The organism is Arthrobacter sp. 05N33_2 (assembly GCF_056397425.1).
Genome location: NZ_JBFTNJ010000062.1, coordinates 1 through 19,714 on the forward strand (window position 1 = coordinate 1; position 19,714 = coordinate 19,714).

Sequence of the window (19,714 nt, forward strand, 5' to 3'; positions counted from 1 at the left end):
GTGCTGGATATGCAGTGCCTCACATCTCCGCCGTCATGCAACGCCCCGGCGGGCGTTCCCGCGCCGGGAGCAAGTAGGCTTGGGGGCGTGAAGAATTTCGAGTCGCTGTTCGCAGAACTGAGTGAAAAGGCAGCCGTCCGCCCGGAGGGCTCCCGCACCGTCGCCGAACTGGATTCCGGAGTCCACGGCATCGGCAAGAAGGTCGTGGAGGAAGCAGCCGAGGTTTGGATGGCTGCGGAGTATGAATCCGATGAGGCCGCCGCCGAGGAAATTTCCCAGCTGCTCTACCACCTGCAGGTTCTGATGCTCGCCAAAGGACTCACCCTGGAAGACGTCTACAAGCATCTGTAGCCGCGCCCGCACCGGACACCGCCATGACCTAGCTGGCGGATCCCGTGCACCGCGTGGCCGATGTGCCCCAACAGAGACTTCCAACCCAAGAGAGATTTTTCCCATGCTTAGAGTTGCCGTCCCGAACAAGGGATCCCTGTCCGAAGCCGCCGCGGCCATGCTGGCCGAGGCAGGCTACCGCCAGCGCCGCGACACGCGCGAGCTTGTCATGGTGGACCCGGACAACGACATTGAGTTCTTCTTCCTCCGCCCGCGCGACATTGCTGTGTACGTGGGCCAGGGAACGCTCGACGTCGGCATCACAGGCCGCGACCTGCTGCTCGACGCGGAGGTCGAGGCCGAGGAGCTGCTGCCGTTGGGCTTCGCCGCTTCCACCTTCCGCTTCGCCGGCCCGGTCGGCGACTTCACCACGGTCGCCGAGCTCGAGGGCAAGCGCCTGGCCACGAGCTACGACGGACTGCTGCGCGGCTACCTGGCCGCACGCGGCATCAACGCCAAAGTGGTCCGCCTTGACGGCGCCGTGGAATCCTCCGTCCGCCTCGGCGTCGCCGACGCGATTGCCGACGTCGTCGAGACCGGCACCACGCTCAAGGCCGCCGGCATGGAGATTTTCGGCGAGCCGATCCTGAATTCGGAGTCCGTGCTGATTGGCCGCAAGGGCGAGCAGAATCCTGCCACGGAGGTCCTGATCCGCCGGCTCCAGGGCGTCCTCGTGGCCCGGCAGTACGTGCTGATGGACTACGACATCCGCAAGGAACTCGTCGAGCAGGCCGCCGGGCTCACCCCCGGCCTGGAGTCGCCCACCGTGTCGCCGCTGCGCGATTCGGACTGGGTGGCCGTCCGCTCGATGGTGCCCAAGCGGGAAACCAACCGGATCATGGACGAGCTCTACGACCTCGGCGCCCGCGCCATCCTGGTCAGCAGCATCCACGCCTGCCGCATCTAGGCGCCACACCCGCCGAGTTCCACCAGCAATTCCCCTCCGTCAATAAACCTCCGTCAATACCTAGGAGAAGTCATGACTGTTGCCGTGCGCGTCATCCCGTGCCTCGACGTCGATGCCGGCCGCGTGGTCAAGGGCATCAACTTTGAGGGCCTCCGCGACGCCGGGGACCCGGTGGAACTGGCGCACCGCTACGACAACAGCGGCGCCGACGAGCTGACCTTCCTTGACGTCACGGCGTCCTCCGGCAACCGGGAGACCACGTTCGACGTCGTCCGCCGCACCGCCGAGGAAGTCTTCATCCCGCTGACGGTCGGCGGCGGCGTCCGTGGCGTGGCCGAGGTGGACAAACTCCTGCGCTGCGGCGCGGACAAGGCCGCCATCAACACCGCAGCCGTGGCCCGGCCGGACGTGATCGACGAGATCACCCGGCACTTCGGCTCCCAGGTCCTGGTGCTCTCCCTCGATGCGCGCCGGACCCGTCCGGGCTCGCAGCCCACCCCGTCCGGCTTCGAGGTCACTACGCACGGCGGACGGCAGGGGACCGGAATCGACGCGATCGCCTGGGCGCGCGAAGCGGCCGACCGCGGAGTGGGTGAAATCCTGCTCAACTCGATCGACGCCGACGGCACCAAGGACGGCTTCGATCTGGAACTCATCCGCCTGGCGCGGGCGGGGGTCAAGGTCCCGCTCATCGCCTCCGGCGGCGCCGGCAAGCCGGAGCACTTCCCGCCGGCCGTGGCAGCGGGCGCCGACGCCGTCCTGGCGGCCTCGGTCTTCCACTTCGGCCCGCTGGACATGATCGCGCAGGTCAAGGCCGCGATCCGCGACGCAGGCTTCGAAGTCCGCTAGTCCCCACCGCTTAAAGCAACGCGGGGTCACTTTCCGCCCATCCCGGACGGGATTATGGGCCGTAAGTGACCCCGCGTTGCTTTATTTTTTTAGGGAGCGGGTGGGGATTAAGCGGGTGGGGATTAGAGGCCGACTTCGGCGGACTGCAGGAGCGCGACGGCGTCCGGCTGGCCTTCGAAGGTCACGAGGGCGTGGCGGGTCCGGCCGTGGGCGTGCATGAGCAGCTCGCCCGGTTCGCCGACGATGGCCACGGACACGGGGGCGCGTTTGGCGACATGCCGCGGACCCGAGGGGCTCACCAGCACGATGCCCAGATCCACGCCGCGGTACAGGATCGCTGCCCGCTTGACGAGCTCATCCCACAGCGCGTCCGAGTAGGCCTGGTCCAGGGCGCGCGGGGCCCAGCGGTCCACGGCGCGGCGGACGTCCTCGGTGTGCACAAAGTACTCGATCAGGTTGGAGCTTTCGTCCAGCGCCTTGATCCGCAGCGGGGACAGCGCCGGGGGACCGGCCCGGAAGTCGTTGACCAGCCTGGCGTAGTCCTCGGTGGTCTTCAGGGTGCCCGCCAGTTCGGCCGTCGCCTGGTCCGAGGCCTTGGACAGGCGCTTGATCAGCAGGCCCAGTCCGACGGCGATCTTCCGCTCGCGCAGGTACAGGTGCGCGGCAAGATCGCGGGTGAGCCAACCTGTGCAGAGCGTGGCGGCATCAGGGCCGGCCGCCAGCAGGGTTTCGGCCAGGACTTCTCGGGACGGTTCGACGAAATGCATCACTTGTGAAACTAGCACGAGACGGCCGTGCGTGGGCACAGGAATCGCCGCCGCGACCGCGCCCGGCCGCATGATGCAGGGCCGGACCGCGGCGCCGGGCCGATTGGCGCGCCAGTATTAAGCGGCGGGACCTGTCCGCAGGCCGGCGACCGGCCCGGAGGCACTAGACTTGATCTGATGTCTGAGCAGCCCGCCTCCGCCCCCAGCCCCACCAACGGCAGCGCCATTAACGGCAGCGTCGTCGATCGCAGTCCCGTCAGCGGCAGCCCCCTCCCGGCCGGACTGGCGGACGCGCTCAAGCGCGACAGCGCCGGCCTGGTGGCCGCCATCATCCAGCAATTCGACACCCACGAGGTGCTGATGCTGGGCTGGATGGACGACGAAGCGCTGCACCGCACCCTGACCAGCGGGCGCGTGACGTTCTTTTCGCGCTCCCGCCAGGAGTACTGGCGCAAGGGAGACACCTCCGGGCACGTGCAATGGGTCAAGTCGCTGGCCATGGACTGCGACGGCGATGCGCTGCTGGTGCGGGTCGACCAGGTCGGCGCGGCCTGCCACACCGGAACCCGGACGTGCTTCGACGGCCGCGAGCTCGACGCCGTCGTCGGCCACGGAGGCTAGGCGCCCGGCACACCGGCAGAGCGCCCCGGCGCTTCCACAGCTTCACGAACCGGACCCCAGGCAGGATCCCATGACCGGATCCGGTCGCAGGTCCACCTAAAGAACAGGCGGAAAGCACAGCCATGCAGGACCTTGGAATCATCAGCCCCGGCCTCGAAGAGTTCCGCGAACTCGCAGGCCACAGCCGTGTCATCCCCGTCCGGCTCAAGGTGCTGGCTGACGCCGAAACCCCGATCGGGCTCTACCGCAAGCTCGCCCATGGCCAGCCCGGAACGTTCCTGATGGAATCGGCGGCGGTCGGCGGCGCCTGGTCGCGCTATTCCTTCATCGGCTCCCGCTCCCGGGCCACCCTGACCACCAAGGACGGCAGCGCGCACTGGCTGGGCGAGCCCCCGGTCGGTGTGCCCCTGGACGGCAACCCCGTGGACGCCATCCGCGACACCGTCGCGGCGCTGCGCACCGAGCGCTTCGACGGTCTCCCGCCGTTCACCTCGGGCCTGGTCGGGTTCCTGGGCTGGGAAACCGTCCGGCACTGGGAGAAACTGACCAGCCCGCCGGAGGACGACCTCCAACTGCCGGAAATGGCCCTCAACCTGGTCACCGACATGGCGGTCCACGACAACATGGACGGCACCGTCCTGCTGATCGCCAACGCCATCAACTTCGACAACAGCACCGAACGGGTCGACGACGCCTGGCATGACGCCGTCGCCCGCGTCAAAGCCCTGCTCGAAAAGATCAGCCGCCCCGTGGAGCAGCCGGTCTCCGTGCTGGAGACGGCCGCCCTGGATTTCGCGTCCAGTGTGCAGGAGCGCTGGGACGAAACCGAGTACCTGGCCGCCCTGGACCGCGGCAAGGAGGCGATCGTGGACGGTGAGGTCTTCCAGGTGGTGATCTCCCGCCGCTTCGAAATGGAGTGCGGCGCCGACCCCCTCGACGTCTACCGGGTCCTTCGGAACACCAACCCCAGCCCCTACATGTACCTCTTCAGCTTCGAGGACGCCGCCGGCCGCGAATACACGATCGTCGGCTCCTCGCCGGAGGCCCTCGTCACCGTGACCGGGGACGAAGTCATCACCCACCCCATCGCCGGCTCACGCCCGCGCGGCAAGACGGTCGAGGCGGACAAGGCCCTGGCCGAGGAACTGCTGGCGGACGAGAAAGAACGCGCCGAGCACCTGATGCTGGTCGACCTGTCCCGCAACGACCTCTCGAAGGTCTGCGTGGCAGGATCCGTCGACGTCACGCAATTCATGGAAGTGGAGCGCTTCAGCCACATCATGCACCTGGTCTCCACCGTGGTCGGAGAGCTCGCCCCGGCAGCCAAGGCCTACGACGTGCTCAAGGCCACGTTCCCGGCCGGCACCCTCTCCGGCGCCCCGAAGCCGCGGGCCCTGCGCCTGCTGGACGAACTTGAACCGCACCGACGCGGCATCTATGGCGGCGTGGTGGGGTACCTGGACTTCGCCGGGGACATGGACATGGCGATCGCCATCCGGTCGGCCCTGCTCCGTGAGGGACGCGCGTACGTCCAGGCCGGCGGCGGGATCGTCGCAGATTCGGTGAACCCGACCGAGGCCCAGGAAACCGTGAACAAGGCCGCCGCCCCGCTGCGCGCCGTGCACACCGCCAGGTCGCTGCACAACATCACCGTTGACGCAGTCACTGACGCAGCGCCCGACGCAGGAGCCGAGTCCTGATGGGGGAGCCGGAAGCCACCGCCAAGAACACCGCCAAGAACACCGTGAAGGGCGCTGTGAAGAGCACTGTGAAGAGCCCCGGGGGGGCCGCCGTCCCGGGATGGGCCCGCAAGTCCACCCTGGTCCTGGTGATCGCTGCCCTGGCCCTTGCCGTGTTCGGGACCACCACCCAGACCTGGCTCACCGTGCACCTCGATCCCACGCAGCTCGGCGCGGCCGTGGCCAGCCAGGACGGCCTGCAGGTCCAGGGCAGCAAGGCTGCCACCACCGTGACAGCCCTGGCGCTTGTGGCCCTCGCCGGCGGCCTCGCGGCCTCCATCGCCGGCCGCGTGGCCCGCTGGGTGATCACGGCGATCATCCTCCTCGCGGCCGCGGGCATCGTCGCCGCGGCAGCCGTCGTGCTGGCGGACCCGCTGGCCGCGGCGCAGGGATCGATCGCGGCCGCCACCGGAATCAGCGGCAGCAGCGTACAGGTGGACGTAACAGTGTTCCCCGTCCTCGCCGTCGTCGCCGGAGCCCTGCTGGGACTCAGCGCCCTGGCGATCGTGCCGGCCGGCCGCTACTGGAAGACCCGCACCAAATATGACGCGGCCGCCGCCGGGCCCGCCGCCGGCGGCACTGCAGCTGGCGGTAATGCGCCGGCCGCCCCCGCGGACGAGATTGACAGCTGGGACCGGCTGTCCCGCGGTGACGACCCCACCTGAGCCGATGCCGCGGGCGCGACCGGTAACGCGACAGCAACGCGGCCAAATAACACAGCAAAAAATGGCAGAATGTAAGCAGTATTCATCCTGAGGAGATTTCAATGAGCAAAGCCACTGTTTCCGCATCCACGTCCGCTGCGCCGAAGGGCGTCTACGACGACGTCGACCACAGCGAACCCCAGGGTCACGGCAACAGCCCGGCCGCGTGGACCTGCGTGATCGTGATGCTGATCGGCGCCCTCATTGCGTCCATCGCCTTCGTCATCGCCAACACCCCGATCTTTGTCGCGGGTGCGGCGGTCATGGTGGTCGGCCTGCTCGCCGGCTGGGCCATGCGTAAGGCCGGCTACGGCGTCGGCGGCAGCAAGCTGAAGAACTCCGGCCACTGAGCGTGAGCGTTCTCGACGACATCAATGCCGGTGTCAGGGAGGATATGCAGGCGCGCCAGCGTCTGGTTACGCTCGCGGAGCTGAAAGAGCGTGCCGCCGCGGCGGCGCCCGCCCGTGACGCCTGGGCCGCCCTGGGCGGGACCTCAAGCAGCCGGGACCAGCTCAAGGTAATTGCCGAGGTCAAGCGCCGCAGCCCGTCCAAGGGCCAGCTCGCGGACATTGCCGATCCCGCGTCCCTCGCCGCGCAGTACGCCGACGGCGGGGCCGCCGTGATCAGCGTCCTGACCGAGGAGCGCCGCTTCGGCGGCTCCCTGGCCGATCTCGACGCCGTCCGGGCAGCCGTGGATATTCCGCTGCTGCGCAAGGACTTCATGGTTGACGAGTACCAGATCTGGGAGGCCCGGGCGCACGGTGCCGACCTGATCCTGCTGATCGTGGCCTCGCTCTCGGACGCCCAGCTGCGTGAGTTCACGGCCCTCAGCCGCGAGCTCGGCATGAACGTGCTGGTCGAGACCCATACGGCGGAGGAAATCGAGCGCGCAGTCGCCGCGGAGGCCCGGATCATCGGCGTCAACGTACGCAACCTCAAGACGCTCGACGTCGACCGTTCCGTCTTCGCGGCGCTGACCGGCGGCATTCCCGCCGGTGCGCTCGTGGTCGCCGAGTCCGGTGTGCGCGACGTCGAGGATGTCAAGCACTACGCGGCCCGCGGAGCCAACGCGGTCCTGGTCGGCGAGGCGCTGGTCAGTGACGCGACGCCCCGCGAGCGGATCGCCGAATTCATGGCTGCCGGCGCGACGGCAATCGCCGCGCGCGCCTGAGGCCGGCCGGTCCTGGCGCCTCCGTCCGGACCGTGAGCGGTGCCGGGCCCGCGATTTTGCCCGGACCAATGAGCGGATCTCATCAGCAGATCCCCAAAGCTAGCAGTGGAACAGGATGGTGAGACTGATGGTCGATGCACCAGCAGCCGGCTCTGACGAAAGTGCCGTGGACGCGTTCCTGCAGGGCGGCCGCCCCGCGGAGCATCCCGCGCAGGGCGAACCGTCCCTGCGCCACGCCCCGGGGCCCTACTTCGGGAACTACGGCGGCCGGTGGATGCCAGAGTCGCTCATCGCGGCCCTGGACGAGCTCGAAGACACCTTCGAGAAGGCCAAGGCCGATCCGGAGTTCACAGCCCAGATCGCCGAACTGAACAAGAACTACTCAGGCCGGCCGTCGCTGCTGACCGAGGCCAAGCGCTTCGCCGAGCACGCCGGCGGGGTGCGGATCTTCCTCAAGCGCGAAGACCTCAACCACACCGGCTCGCACAAGATCAACAACGTCCTGGGCCAGGCGCTGCTCGCCAAGCGGATGGGCAAAACCCGCGTCATCGCCGAAACCGGCGCCGGCCAGCACGGCGTCGCCAGCGCCACGGCCGCAGCCCTGCTGGGCCTGGAATGCGTGGTCTACATGGGCGCCGAGGACTGCCGCAGGCAATCCCTCAACGTGGCCCGCATGGAGCTCCTTGGGGCCACGGTCATCCCGGTCACCAACGGATCCCAGACTCTCAAGGACGCCATCAACGAGGCCCTGCGCGACTGGGTGGCCAACGTGGGCAATACGCACTACCTGCTGGGCACCGCCGCCGGAGCACACCCCTTCCCGGCGATGGTCCGCTACTTCCACGAGGTCATCGGCGAGGAAGCCCGCGCCCAGATCCTGGACCAGACGGGCCGGCTGCCGGATGCCGTCTGTGCCTGCATCGGCGGCGGCTCCAACGCAATCGGCATTTTCCACGGCTTCCTCGATGACCCTTCGGTCAAGATCTACGGGTTCGAGGCCGGCGGCGAGGGCGTCGAAACCGGACGCCACGCAGCCACCATCACCCTCGGCAAGCCCGGCGTGCTGCACGGCGCCCGCTCCTACCTCATGCAGGACGACGACGGCCAGACCATCGAGTCGCACTCGATCTCCGCGGGCCTGGACTACCCCGGAGTCGGCCCCGAGCACTCCTACCTGGCCGACATTGGCCGGGTCAGCTACGAGCCCATCACGGACAGCGAGGCCATGGAGGCCTTCCGCCTCCTGTGCCGCACCGAGGGCATCATCCCCGCCATCGAGTCCGCCCACGCCCTCGCCGGCGCCATCAAGGTGGGCCAGCGGCTCGCCGCTGACGCGGCCGCAGGCAAGGCAACAGACGCCTCAGAGAAAATCGTGATCGTGAACCTCTCCGGCCGCGGCGACAAGGACGTGGCCACGGCCGCGGAATGGTTCGACCTGCTGGACAAGGATTCACCTGAAGCCGAAATCGCCAAAGAGGGGGAACAGCTGTGAGCACCAGCCAGGACGGCACCCAGCACGCCAGCAAGTCGGCCGCGGCCATTGACCGCGCCCGCGCCCAGGGCCGGGCGGCCCTGATCGGCTACCTGCCCGCCGGCTACCCGAGCGTTAAAGACACCATTGCCGCCGGCATCGCCCTGGCCGAGAACGGCGCCGACCTCATCGAGATCGGCATCCCGTACTCGGACCCGGTCATGGACGGCCAGGTCATCCAGGCCGCCACGACGGAGGCCCTCGCGAAGGGCTTCCACGTCCGGGAGGTCTTCGACGTCGTCCGCGGCATTACGAGCAAGACCGACGCCGCCGTGCTGGTCATGACGTACTGGAACCCCGTGGTCCGGATGGGCGTGGACGAGTTCTCCCGCCGCCTGGCCGAGGCCGGGGGAGCCGGGCTCATCACGCCCGACCTCATTCCGGACGAGGCCGCCGAATGGATGGCGGCCTCGGACAAGTACGGCCTGGACCGGGTGTTCCTCGTGGCTCCCTCGTCCTCGCCCGAACGCATGAAACGCACGGTCGACGCGAGCCGCGGCTTCGTCTACGCCGTCTCCATCATGGGCGTCACCGGCGCCCGGACCTCGGTCAGCTCCGCGGCCAGGGACGTCGTCGCCGCAGCGCACGCCGCGGGCGCCGAGCGCGTCTGCGTGGGCCTCGGCGTCTCCACCGCCAGCCATGTCCGCGAGATCGCCGAGTACGCCGACGGCGTGATTGTCGGCACCGCCCTCGTCGCGGCAATCCGGGACGGCGGCGTGGATGCGGTAGCCTCCTTGACGAAAGACCTCAGCACCGGCCTTACCAAGGAAGAAGCCTAAGCAATGCAGTCAGTCCTCCACGCGGCGGCGATGATTCCCGCGAGCATTCCGAGCCCCACCTGGTCCGGATTCGACATCCCGCTGCCGTGGGGGTCCCTGCGCATCCACGCCTACGCCCTGTGCATCCTCGCCGGCATTATTGCCGGCCTGTGGCTGACCTCCGTCCGCTGGGCACGCCGCGGCGCCCCCGAGGGCAGCGTCTGGGATATCGCCATCTGGGCCATCCCGTTCGGCATTATCGGCGGACGGCTGTACCACGTGTTCTCCTCTCCGGACGCCTACTTCGGCCCGGGATTCGACGGCACAGGGGACCTGTCCCTGATTCCGCAGATCCAGCGCGGCGGCCTGGGCATCTGGGGCGCCGTCGTGCTCGGCGCCGTGGGCGCCTGGATCGGGTGCCGGCGTGCCGGGGTGAAGCTGAGCGCCTTCATGGACGCCGCGGCCCCCGGACTGCTGCTGGCCCAGGCCATTGGCCGGTGGGGCAACTACTTCAACCAGGAACTCTTCGGCGGCCCCACCACGCTTCCGTGGGGGCTGCAGATCGATCCCAACAACCCGAACTTCCCCGCCGGCATGCCGACGGACACGCTCTTCCACCCGACGTTCCTCTACGAGTCGCTGTGGAACCTGGCCGGCGTGCTGATCCTGCTGGCACTCGACCGCAAATTCAGCTTCCGCCGCGGCCGCCTCTTCTGCGTCTACGCCATGTACTACACCCTGGGCCGCGTCTGGATCGAGGCCATGCGGATCGACGACGCCGAACAGATCACCCTCTTCGGGCTCACCAGCAGGCTCAATGTCTGGACCAGCATCATCGTCTTCGCCGGAGCCCTGCTCGCCTTCATCCTCCTCGGCCTGCGCAAGCGCTCCGAGCCGGACACCCCGTTCCTCCCCGGCCGCGCGCCGGCAGAGACACAGCCGGCAGGGACCCAGCCGGTGGAGACTTCGCCGGCTGAGGAAAAGTCGGCGGAGGAAGAGTCGGCAGAGTCAAAGGCGGACGCTGACGCGACCGAGGCCGACAGCGCTGACCGCGCCACCAGCGCTGACCGCACCACCGGCGCCGACAGTGCCGCCCACGCTGACCGCGCCACCGTCCCCGCAGACGCGGCAACCATCCGCCATTCGGACGCCGCTGTCTCAGATAGTGAATCCCGTGCTAATCTCCGGAATAACCAAAGCGGACCAGTTCGCGCATCCGAGGATGCGGGCAGGGACTCCACGGGCGGCACCGCGCCCGCCAATGGAGCTCCGGCAGCCGGAGTTTCCGGCCGCCAGGGAACTGGAACCGCGCCGGAGGCTGAGGGCACCAAGTAGCTCAGCGCCGGCACTTCGGGTTGACCGGAGCCACCGCTCACCGGACCCGACTCCACAGCGTCGTGGCAAGAGGGCTTGCCGTGGACAGCAGATCGAAGCTGTCCATGCAAGCCCGGGCCAGCACCTGCGTAACTGTTAGTACAGGAGGCCGGGCTGGCCTACAATTCCAGTTAGAAAAACACTCTGTTGCGCCCGTCACACACCGGCGTGCCGAGTGGGGCCAATGTTGTCCCTCCCATACGCACGATCAGGAGGAAGGACGTCTCCAATGACCCAAACTCTTCACAGCCCCAGCTGGTCCGATCCGGACCAGCCCTCGGCTGCCGCGTCACCCTTCAGCCGCTTCGCGGCGATTCCGGCCGCTGCCGGACTCTACAACCCGGAAAACGAGAAGGACGCCTGCGGCCTGGCCATCATCGCCACGCTCCGCGGTGAGCCTGGCTACGACATCGTCGACGCCGCCCTGACCGCCCTGCGCAACCTCGAGCACCGCGGTGCCGTGGGCGCCGATGAAGGTACCGGCGACGGCGCCGGCCTCCTGATGCAGGTGCCGGACGAATTCTTCCGCGCAGTCACGGACTTCGAACTTCCGGCCCCCGGCCAGTACATCGTGGGAACCGCGTTCCTGCCCGCCGAGCAGCGCGAATCCGACGCCGCCCGCGCCGGCATCGAAGGCCTCGCCGCGGACGAGGGCCTGACCGTCCTGGGCTGGCGTGAAGTCCCGATCGTGGCCGACCTGGTCGGGGCCATGGCCCGGGCCTGCATGCCGTACTTCTCGCAGCCGTTCTTCGCCTCCAGCACCGGGGAAACCCTCGAGCGCAACGAGCTCGATTCCCGCGCCTGGCGGATCCGCAAGCGCGCCCAGAACAAGTTTGGCGTGTATTTCCCGTCGCTCTCCTCCCGGACCATCGTCTACAAGGGCATGCTCACCACCGCGCAGCTCGAGCCGTTCTACCCGGACCTGTCGGACAAGCGCTTCAAGACCAAGCTCGCGATCGTTCACTCGCGCTTCTCCACCAACACGTTCCCGTCCTGGCCGCTGGCCCAGCCGTTCCGCACCATCGCGCACAACGGCGAAATCAACACCGTCAAGGGCAACCGCAACTGGATGCGGGCCCGGCAGTCCCAGCTCGCCAGCCCGCTGCTGGGGGACTCACCCGAAGAGCTGTTCCCGATCTGCACCCCGGGCGCCTCGGACTCGGCCTCCTTCGACGAGGTCGCCGAACTGCTCTGGCTCTCCGGCCGGCCCATCACGCACTCGATCATGATGATGATCCCGGAGGCGTGGGAAAACCACGCCACCATGGATCCGGCCCGCCGCGCCTTCTACGAATACCACTCGATGCTCATGGAGCCGTGGGATGGCCCGGCGGCCGTCTCCTTCACGGACGGCAACCTGGTCGGCGCCACGCTGGACCGCAACGGCCTGCGCCCGGGCCGGTACTGGATCACCGAGGACGGCCTGATCGTCTTCGCCTCCGAAGTCGGCGTGATCGACGTCGAACCCTCCAAGGTGGTCAAGAAGGGCCGCGTCTCGCCGGGCAAGATGTTCCTGGTGGACACCGGGGCCGGCCGGATCATCGACGACGCCGAGGTCAAGGCCGAGGTTGCCGCAGCGAACCCCTGGGCCGAATGGGTCAAGGACAACCTGATCGACCTCAAGAACCTGCCCGAACGCGAGCACGTCGTGCACACCGCCGCCTCGGTCAACATCCGCCAGCGCACCTTCGGCTACACCACCGAGGAACTGAAAATCCTGCTGGGCCCGATGGCCCGCACCGGCGCCGAACCGCTCGGTGCCATGGGCTCGGACACCCCGGTGGCCGTGCTGTCCAAGCGTCCGCGGCTGCTCTTCGATTACTTTGTGCAGTCCTTCGCGCAGGTCACCAACCCGCCGCTGGACGCCATCCGTGAAGAGCTTGTCACGTCCCTGACGTGCGCAATCGGCCCGAACGGCAATCTGCTGGACACCAAGCAGGTCCGGCAGCCGCAGGTCTCGCTGCCGTTCCCCGTGATCAACAACGACCAGCTCGCCAAGATCGCGAACATCGAGAGCGCCGACGGCGGCAAGGTCGCCATGAAGGTCCGCGGACTCTACCGCCCCGAAGGCGGCGAGAACTCCCTCCGGGCCCGGCTCACCGAAATCTGCGAGCAGGTCTCCGGCGCCATAAACCGCGGCGTCCAGTACGTGGTGCTTTCAGACCGCGACTCGAACGCCCAGTGGGCCCCGATCCCGTCCCTGCTGCTGGTCAGCGCCGTGCACCACCACCTGCTGCGCAGCGCCAACCGCACCAAGACCGCGCTCGTGGTGGAGGCCGGCGACGTCCGCGAGACCCACCACGTCGCCGTGCTCATCGGCTACGGCGCCTCCGCCGTGAACCCGTACCTGGCCATGGAATCCGTGGAGCAGCTCATCGCCTCCGGCGACGTCGTGGGGGTCACCCCGCCGGACGGCGTCTACAACCTGATCAAGGGCCTGGGCAAGGGCGTCCTGAAGATCATGTCCAAGATGGGCATCTCCACCGTGGCCTCCTACACCGGTGCCCAGACCTTCGAAGCGCTCGGCCTCGGCCAGGACCTCGTGGACGAGTACTTCTCCGGCACGCACTCCCAGCTCGGCGGCGTCGGCCTCGACGTCATTGCCGCCGAAGTCCTGGCCCGGCACCGCATGGCCTACCCCGAGAACGGCATCGAACTGCCGCACCAGCCCCTGCTCGGCGGCGGCGAATACCAGTGGCGCCGCGACGGCGAACCCCACCTGTTCAACCCCGAGACCGTCTTCCGGCTCCAGCACGCCACGCGTGAACGTCGCTACGACATCTTCAAGGCCTACACCCGCGGCGTTGACGACCAGTCCGAGAACCTCATGACCCTGCGCGGTCTGCTGAAGTTCAAGGCCGGTTCCCGTCCCGCGGTGCCGCTCGAGGAAGTCGAACCGGTTTCCAGCATCGTCAAGCGGTTCTCCACCGGCGCCATGAGCTACGGCTCCATCTCCAAGGAAGCCCACGAGACCCTCGCGATCGCCATGAACCGGTTGGGCGGCAAGTCCAACACCGGTGAAGGCGGCGAGGACGTGGACCGGCTGCTCGATCCCACCCGCCGTTCCGCGGTCAAGCAGATCGCCTCCGGCCGCTTCGGCGTCACCAGCCTGTACCTGTCCAACGCGGACGACATCCAGATCAAGATGGCCCAGGGTGCCAAGCCCGGCGAAGGCGGCCAGCTGATGGCGCAGAAGGTCTACCCCTGGGTGGCCCGCACGCGGCACTCGACGCCCGGCGTCGGCCTCATTTCGCCGCCCCCGCACCACGACATCTACTCGATCGAGGACCTCGCGCAGCTGATCTATGACGCCAAGCGCGCCAACCCCTCGGCCCGGGTGCACGTCAAACTCGTCTCCGAGGTCGGGATCGGCACCGTGGCGGCCGGCGTCACCAAGGCGAAGGCCGACGTCGTGCTGGTCTCCGGGCACGACGGCGGTACCGGCGCCTCGCCGCTGAACTCGCTCAAGCACGCCGGTGTCCCGTGGGAACTCGGCCTCGCCGAGACGCAGCAGACGCTTATGCTCAACGGCCTGCGCGACCGTGTGGTGGTTCAGGTCGACGGCCAGCTCAAGACCGGCCGCGACGTCGTGATCGCCGCGCTGCTCGGCGGCGAGGAGTTTGGTTTCGCCACCGCCCCGCTGGTGGTCTCCGGCTGCATCATGATGCGCGTCTGCCACCTGGACACCTGCCCGGTGGGCGTCGCAACCCAGAACCCCGAGCTGCGCTCCCGGTTCAACGGCAAGCCCGAATTCGTGGTGAACTTCTTCGAATTCCTTGCCGAGGAAGTCCGCGAAATCCTCGCCGAGCTGGGTTTCCGCAGCATCGAGGAAGCGATCGGCCACGCCGAGATGCTCGACTCCCGCGACGCGATCAACCACTGGAAGGCCGAAGGGCTGGACCTGGATCCGATCCTGCACGGGCTCGAGTTCGACAACGACGCGCCGCTGCGCAACCTCACCGGCCAGAACCACGAACTCGACAAGCACTTCGACCAGCGCCTGATCGCCATGGCGGCCGAAGCGCTGAGCGACCGCACGCCGGTGAAGATCTCCGTGAACGTCATCAACACGGACCGCTCCGTCGGCACCATGCTCGGCCACGTCGTGACGAAGACCTTCAGCACCGACGTCCTGGCCACCGACACCATTGACATCACGCTCAATGGCACCGCGGGCCAGTCACTCGGGGCGTTCCTGCCGGCCGGCATCACCCTGCGCATGTTCGGCGACTCCAACGACTACGTCGGCAAGGGACTCTCCGGCGGCCGCATCATCGTCCGGCCGGACCGCACCAACGTCTTCCCGGCCGAGCGCAACGTGATCGCCGGCAACGTGATCGGCTACGGCGCCACAAGCGGTGAAATGTTCCTGCGCGGTCAGGTGGGCGAACGCTTCCTGGTCCGCAACTCCGGCGCCACCGCGGTGGTCGAGGGCATCGGGGACCACGGCTGCGAGTACATGACCGGCGGCCAGACGCTCATCATCGGCCGCACCGGCCGCAACTTCGGCGCCGGCATGTCCGGGGGCACGGCCTACGTGCTGGACCTGCAGACCGAGCGCGTCAACAAGCAGGCCCTCGAGTCAGGCGAGCTGCAGCTGCGCGAGCTCGACGCCGAGGACCGCGACATCGTCCACGGGCTGCTCGTCAAGCACCTCGAGGAAACCGAGTCGCTGCTCGCGGCACGGCTCCTCGAAAACTTCGATGACACCGCAGCCCGCATAACCAAGGTGCTGCCGCGCGACTACGCGGCCGTCCTGCAAACCCGTCTTGACGCCATCGAAGAGGGCCTGGACCCCGACGGCGAAGAAGTTTGGTCTCGAATCCTGGAGGTGACCGGTGGCTGATCCACGCGGATTTCTGAAAGTACGTCAGCGTGAAACCCAGCCGCGCCGTCCCGTCCCGGTCCGCATCATGGACTGGAAAGAGGTCTACGAGGCCCAGGAAAAGGGTGTCCTGAAGAGCCAGGCCGGCCGCTGCATGGACTGCGGCGTCCCGTTCTGCCACCAGGGCTGCCCGCTGGGCAACCTCATCCCGGAATGGAACGACCTCGTCTGGCGGGACAAGGGCGAGGAAGCGATGGAGCGGCTGCACGCCACCAACAACTTCCCCGAGTTCACCGGACGGCTGTGCCCGGCCCCCTGCGAGGCGTCCTGCGTACTCGGCATCAACCAGCCCGCCGTGACCATCAAGCAGGTCGAGGTGTCCATCGTGGACCAGGCCTTCGAGAACGGCTGGGTCAATCCGCTGCCGCCGGCGCGCCTGACCGGCAAGACGGTCGCCGTCGTCGGTTCCGGCCCCGCCGGGCTCGCCGTCGCCCAGCAGCTGACCCGGGTGGGCCACACTGTGGCCGTGTACGAGCGCGACGACAAGATCGGCGGCCTCCTGCGCTACGGGATCCCCGACTTCAAGATGGAAAAAGAGCAGGTGGACCGCCGGCTGGAGCAGATGAAGGCCGAAGGCACCCGGTTCCGCACCGGGGTGGCCGTCGGCACCGACGTGACGTGGGAGCAGCTGCGCCGCCGGTACGACGCCGTCGTCATCGCCACCGGGGCCACCGTCCCACGTGACCTGCCGATCCCGGGCCGCGACCTCGACGGCGTCCACTACGCCATGGACTACCTCGTGCCCGCCAACCGGGTGGTGGCGGGGGAGACCGTGGAGAACCAGATCAATGCCGCGGGCAAGCACGTGGTCATCCTCGGCGGCGGCGACACCGGCGCCGACTGCCTCGGCACCGCGCACCGTCACCAGGCCGCGTCCGTGACCACCCTGGCGATCGGCAAGCAGCCGCCCGTCGAGCGGGCCGGCCACCAGCCCTGGCCGACGTTCCCCACCTTGTTCGAGGTCGCCAGCGCGCACGAGGAAGGCGGCGAACGCACCTACCTCGCCTCCACCGTGGAGTTCGTCGGGGAAAACGGCAAACTCACGGGCGTCAAGGTTGCGGAGACGGAATTCGTCGACGGCAAACGCCTGCCGAAGGCCGGCACCGAGCGGATCATTCCGGCGGACCTCGTCTTCCTGTCCCTGGGCTTCACCGGCGCCGAGCCGGCAGGGATCACCGACCAGGTCCAGGCCGACTTTGACGGCCGCGGCAACGTGGCACGCGACGGCTACTACATGACCAACACTGAAGGCATCTTCGTCGCGGGCGACGCCGGCCGCGGCCAGTCGCTCATCGTTTGGGCCATCGCCGAAGGGCGCGCCTGCGCGGCCGCGGTGGACAAGTTCCTGATGGGCAGCACCATTCTGCCGGCACCCGTGGCGCCGACCGACCGTGCGATGGCTGTTCTGTAGTCCCACAGGACCTCCGGGATTCATCCGCACTTCAACTTAATCCATGCAACACACCAGTAGGGTAGGTATATGAGACGCGCTAAAATCGTGGCCACTTTCGGACCGGCAATCGCAAGCTTTGACAACACGCTGGCCGTGCTGGAAGCCGGCGTTGACGTGGCACGCATGAACATGAGCCACGGCGATTACTCCGTGCACGACAACACCTACGAGAACGTCCGCAAGGCTGCGGGACAGCTCGGCAAGGCCGTGGCCATCATGGCCGACCTGCAAGGCCCGAAGATCCGCCTCGGACGTTTCGTCGATGGTCCCCACCTCCTGGAGGTCGGTGACACGTTCACGATCACCACCGAGGACGTTCCCGGCACCAAGGACATCTGCTCCACGACCCTCAAGAGCCTGACAGAGGACGTCAACCCCGGTGATGCCCTGCTGATCGACGACGGCAAGGTCGCCCTCCGCGCGATCGACGTCGACGCCGTCAAGGTGGTCGCCCAGGTGATCGTTGGCGGCTGGGTATCGAACAACAAGGGCATCAACCTGCCCGGCGTTGCTGTCAACGTTCCCGCGCTGAGCGAAAAGGACGAGGACGATCTGCGCTGGGCCATGCGCCGCGGCGTGGACATGGTTGCCCTGTCCTTCGTCCGGGATGCCTCGGACATCGTCCGCGTGCACGAGATCATGGACGAAGAAGGCCGCCGCGTGCCGGTGATCGCCAAGATCGAGAAGCCGCAGGCCGTGGAGCAGCTCCCCGAGATCATCGACGCCTTCGACGCCATCATGGTGGCCCGTGGCGACCTCGGCGTGGAACTTCCCCTCGAGGAAGTGCCGATCGTGCAGAAGCGCGCCATCGAACTGGCACGCCGCTGGGCCAAACCGGTCATCGTGGCCACCCAGGTCCTCGAGTCCATGATCGACAACCCGCGCCCGACCCGCGCCGAGGCCTCCGACTGCGCCAACGCGGTGCTCGACGGCGCCGACGCGGTCATGCTCTCCGGCGAGACCAGCGTGGGCAAGTACCCGATCGAGACCGTCAAGGTCATGGCCCGGATCATCGAGTCCACCGAGGAGCACGGCCTGGAGCGCGTCCCCCCGCTCGGCACCAAGCCCAAGACCCGCGGCGGCGCCATCACCCGGGCCGCCGTCGAGATCGCCGACCAGCTGGATGCGAAGTACATCTGTACCTTCACCCAGTCCGGTGACTCTGCACGCCGCCTCTCCCGGCTGCGCCCCATCAAGCCGGTCTTCGCCTTCACTCCGGTGGAGCACGTCTGGAACCAGCTCGCACTGACCTGGGGGATCCAGCCGGTCCTCGTCCCGATGGTGGGCCACACCGACGAGATGACGGCCCAGGTTGACCGCAGCCTGCTGGAACTCGACGTCGTCGAGGACGGCGACCTGGTGGTCATCGCCGCCGGTTCGCCTCCCGGAAAGGCCGGTTCGACGAACCTGCTGAAGGTCCACAAGGTGGGCGACCTCGCTGACATCGGCGGCCAGGGCGAAGCGGCCGTGGCCAAGGACAAGCTCGGCCCGTGGCCGGAAAAGAAGAAGAAGAACCGGGTCCAGGCCTAGTTCTGAAAGCTTGAACGCAAAAGGGAGGATCCCCGCCGGCTGGCGGGGATCCTCCCTTTTTAGTGCTTAGTGCTTAGTGCTTCGCGTGCGCGGCTTCCGGCCGCTAGTTGACCTGGTTGATGATGGTTTCGGCCACCTCGCGCATGCTGAGGCGGCGGTCCATCGAGGTCTTCTGGATCCAGCGGAAGGCTTCCGGTTCCGTCAGGCCCATCTTGGTGGTCAGGAGGCTCTTGGCGCGCTCCACGAGCTTGCGGGTGGCGAACTGCTCCTGCAGGTCGGTGACCTCGCTCTCGAGGGCCTTGATTTCCTCGTGGCGGGACAGCGCGATCTCCAAGGCCGGGATGAGGTCCGCCGGGGTGAACGGCTTGACCACGTACGCCATGGCGCCGGCGTCGCGGGCGCGCTCCACGAGTTCTTTCTGGCTGAACGCGGTGAGCAGGACCACGGGGGCGATCCGGGCCTTGACGATCTTCTCGGCGGCCGAGATGCCGTCCATGACCGGCATCTTGACGTCCATCAGGACCAGGTCGGGCTTGAGCTCCTCGGCAAGCTGGACGGCCTTTTCGCCGTTGTCCGCCTCGCCGACGACGTCGTAGCCTTCGCCCCGCAGGATCTCGATGATGTCCAGGCGGATGAGGGTCTCATCCTCGGCGACGACAACGCGGCGCGCCGGCTGGGAAGTGGGGGTTGACTCCGTCTGTTCTGACACGGGAACTCCTTGGAAAGGTACGGCGGGAACTCAACCATCATAGGTTTTGTCCGCCAATGTACTTGGACCGGTTTGGTTCGATGCGGCGTCACTGGCGCGATTCTGGAATTCAGCCTATCTGCATGTAGAGTAATTTCGCGCACTGGAAGCGATCGCGTTGCTCACAGCACTGTGGCAGGCTGATTGTTACACCGGTGTACTCCGCGCCCGAGTGGCGGAATTGGCAGACGCGCCGCACTCAAAATGCGGTATCGAAAGGTGTGTGGGTTCGAGTCCCACCTCGGGCACGTGTTTTCCCTGTTCAGGGGCTTGTGAGCCTCTGAATG

At 67.7% G+C, this 19,714-nt stretch carries 16 protein-coding genes and 1 tRNA gene; 15 read left to right on the plus strand and 2 right to left on the minus strand.

The window, feature by feature from the left end; genetic code table 11:
• Nucleotides 1-87 precede the first annotated feature (87 nt).
• From AC1DHX_RS17220 to hisF, 3 genes are all read left to right on the plus strand, one after another.
• Complete coding sequence (locus AC1DHX_RS17220; RefSeq protein ID WP_018772463.1) at nucleotides 88-351, plus strand: phosphoribosyl-ATP diphosphatase; 264 nt, start codon at nucleotides 88-90, stop codon at nucleotides 349-351.
• 103 nt (nucleotides 352-454) lie between these two features.
• Nucleotides 455-1,297, plus strand: coding sequence for an ATP phosphoribosyltransferase (gene hisG / locus AC1DHX_RS17225; RefSeq protein WP_028277039.1), 843 nt, complete (start codon nucleotides 455-457; stop codon nucleotides 1,295-1,297).
• 72 nt (nucleotides 1,298-1,369) lie between these two features.
• Nucleotides 1,370-2,146 carry an imidazole glycerol phosphate synthase subunit HisF gene (gene hisF, locus AC1DHX_RS17230; RefSeq protein ID WP_026536975.1) on the plus strand — a complete coding sequence of 259 codons (777 nt, stop codon included), beginning with the start codon at nucleotides 1,370-1,372 and terminating at the stop codon, nucleotides 2,144-2,146.
• Nucleotides 2,147-2,268: 122 nt separating this feature from the next.
• On the opposite strand, the gene AC1DHX_RS17235 is transcribed toward hisF, so the two are convergent.
• On the minus strand, nucleotides 2,269-2,913 hold the full coding sequence (locus AC1DHX_RS17235; protein ID WP_476860292.1) for a TIGR03085 family metal-binding protein: 645 nt from the start codon (nucleotides 2,911-2,913) through the stop codon (nucleotides 2,269-2,271).
• 177 nt (nucleotides 2,914-3,090) lie between these two features.
• Here AC1DHX_RS17235 and hisI point away from each other — a divergent pair, with 177 nt between their 5' ends.
• From hisI to pyk, 11 genes are all read left to right on the plus strand, one after another.
• Nucleotides 3,091-3,534 (plus strand): phosphoribosyl-AMP cyclohydrolase, encoded by a 444-nt coding sequence (gene hisI / locus AC1DHX_RS17240; protein ID WP_476860258.1) that lies wholly within the window; start codon nucleotides 3,091-3,093, stop codon nucleotides 3,532-3,534.
• A gap of 122 nt (nucleotides 3,535-3,656) precedes the next feature.
• Entirely contained in the window at nucleotides 3,657-5,234 is a 1,578-nt protein-coding gene (locus tag AC1DHX_RS17245) for an anthranilate synthase component I (RefSeq protein WP_476851521.1), read from the plus strand.
• A complete protein-coding gene (locus AC1DHX_RS17250; protein ID WP_476860259.1) occupies nucleotides 5,234-5,938 on the plus strand; it encodes a Trp biosynthesis-associated membrane protein in 705 nt (234 codons plus the stop codon). Before AC1DHX_RS17245 ends, AC1DHX_RS17250 begins: the two co-directional genes overlap by 1 nt.
• A 101-nt stretch (nucleotides 5,939-6,039) precedes the next feature.
• Nucleotides 6,040-6,327: an HGxxPAAW family protein gene (locus AC1DHX_RS17255; protein WP_476851523.1), complete on the plus strand. Its 288-nt coding sequence runs from the start codon at nucleotides 6,040-6,042 to the stop codon at nucleotides 6,325-6,327.
• Nucleotides 6,328-6,329: 2 nt separating this feature from the next.
• Nucleotides 6,330-7,148, plus strand: coding sequence for an indole-3-glycerol phosphate synthase TrpC (gene trpC / locus AC1DHX_RS17260; RefSeq protein WP_476860260.1), 819 nt, complete (start codon nucleotides 6,330-6,332; stop codon nucleotides 7,146-7,148).
• Between the two features lie 127 nt (nucleotides 7,149-7,275).
• Entirely contained in the window at nucleotides 7,276-8,640 is a 1,365-nt protein-coding gene (trpB, locus tag AC1DHX_RS17265; protein WP_476857176.1) for a tryptophan synthase subunit beta, read from the plus strand.
• On the plus strand, nucleotides 8,637-9,458 hold the full coding sequence (gene trpA, locus AC1DHX_RS17270; protein ID WP_476851526.1) for a tryptophan synthase subunit alpha: 822 nt from the start codon (nucleotides 8,637-8,639) through the stop codon (nucleotides 9,456-9,458). The genes trpB and trpA overlap by 4 nt, the downstream gene beginning before the upstream one ends.
• A gap of 3 nt (nucleotides 9,459-9,461) precedes the next feature.
• A complete protein-coding gene (gene lgt, locus AC1DHX_RS17275) occupies nucleotides 9,462-10,772 on the plus strand; it encodes a prolipoprotein diacylglyceryl transferase (RefSeq protein ID WP_476860261.1) in 1,311 nt (436 codons plus the stop codon).
• A gap of 268 nt (nucleotides 10,773-11,040) precedes the next feature.
• Nucleotides 11,041-15,657: a glutamate synthase large subunit gene (gltB, locus tag AC1DHX_RS17280; RefSeq protein ID WP_476860262.1), complete on the plus strand. Its 4,617-nt coding sequence runs from the start codon at nucleotides 11,041-11,043 to the stop codon at nucleotides 15,655-15,657.
• Entirely contained in the window at nucleotides 15,650-17,107 is a 1,458-nt protein-coding gene (locus AC1DHX_RS17285) for a glutamate synthase subunit beta (RefSeq protein WP_028277049.1), read from the plus strand. Before gltB ends, AC1DHX_RS17285 begins: the two co-directional genes overlap by 8 nt.
• 69 nt (nucleotides 17,108-17,176) lie before the next feature.
• Nucleotides 17,177-18,679 carry a pyruvate kinase gene (pyk, locus tag AC1DHX_RS17290; RefSeq protein ID WP_476860263.1) on the plus strand — a complete coding sequence of 501 codons (1,503 nt, stop codon included), beginning with the start codon at nucleotides 17,177-17,179 and terminating at the stop codon, nucleotides 18,677-18,679.
• 103 nt (nucleotides 18,680-18,782) lie between these two features.
• Here pyk and AC1DHX_RS17295 read toward each other — a convergent pair whose 3' ends face one another.
• The gene (locus AC1DHX_RS17295; RefSeq protein WP_018772478.1) at nucleotides 18,783-19,388 is read right to left on the minus strand and encodes an ANTAR domain-containing response regulator; all 606 of its coding nucleotides are present in this window, start codon (nucleotides 19,386-19,388) and stop codon (nucleotides 18,783-18,785) included.
• Between the two features lie 205 nt (nucleotides 19,389-19,593).
• On the opposite strand from AC1DHX_RS17295, the gene AC1DHX_RS17300 reads away from it, so the two are divergent.
• A tRNA-Leu gene (locus tag AC1DHX_RS17300) sits at nucleotides 19,594-19,675 on the plus strand.
• The last annotated feature ends 39 nt before the right edge of the window (nucleotides 19,676-19,714 follow it).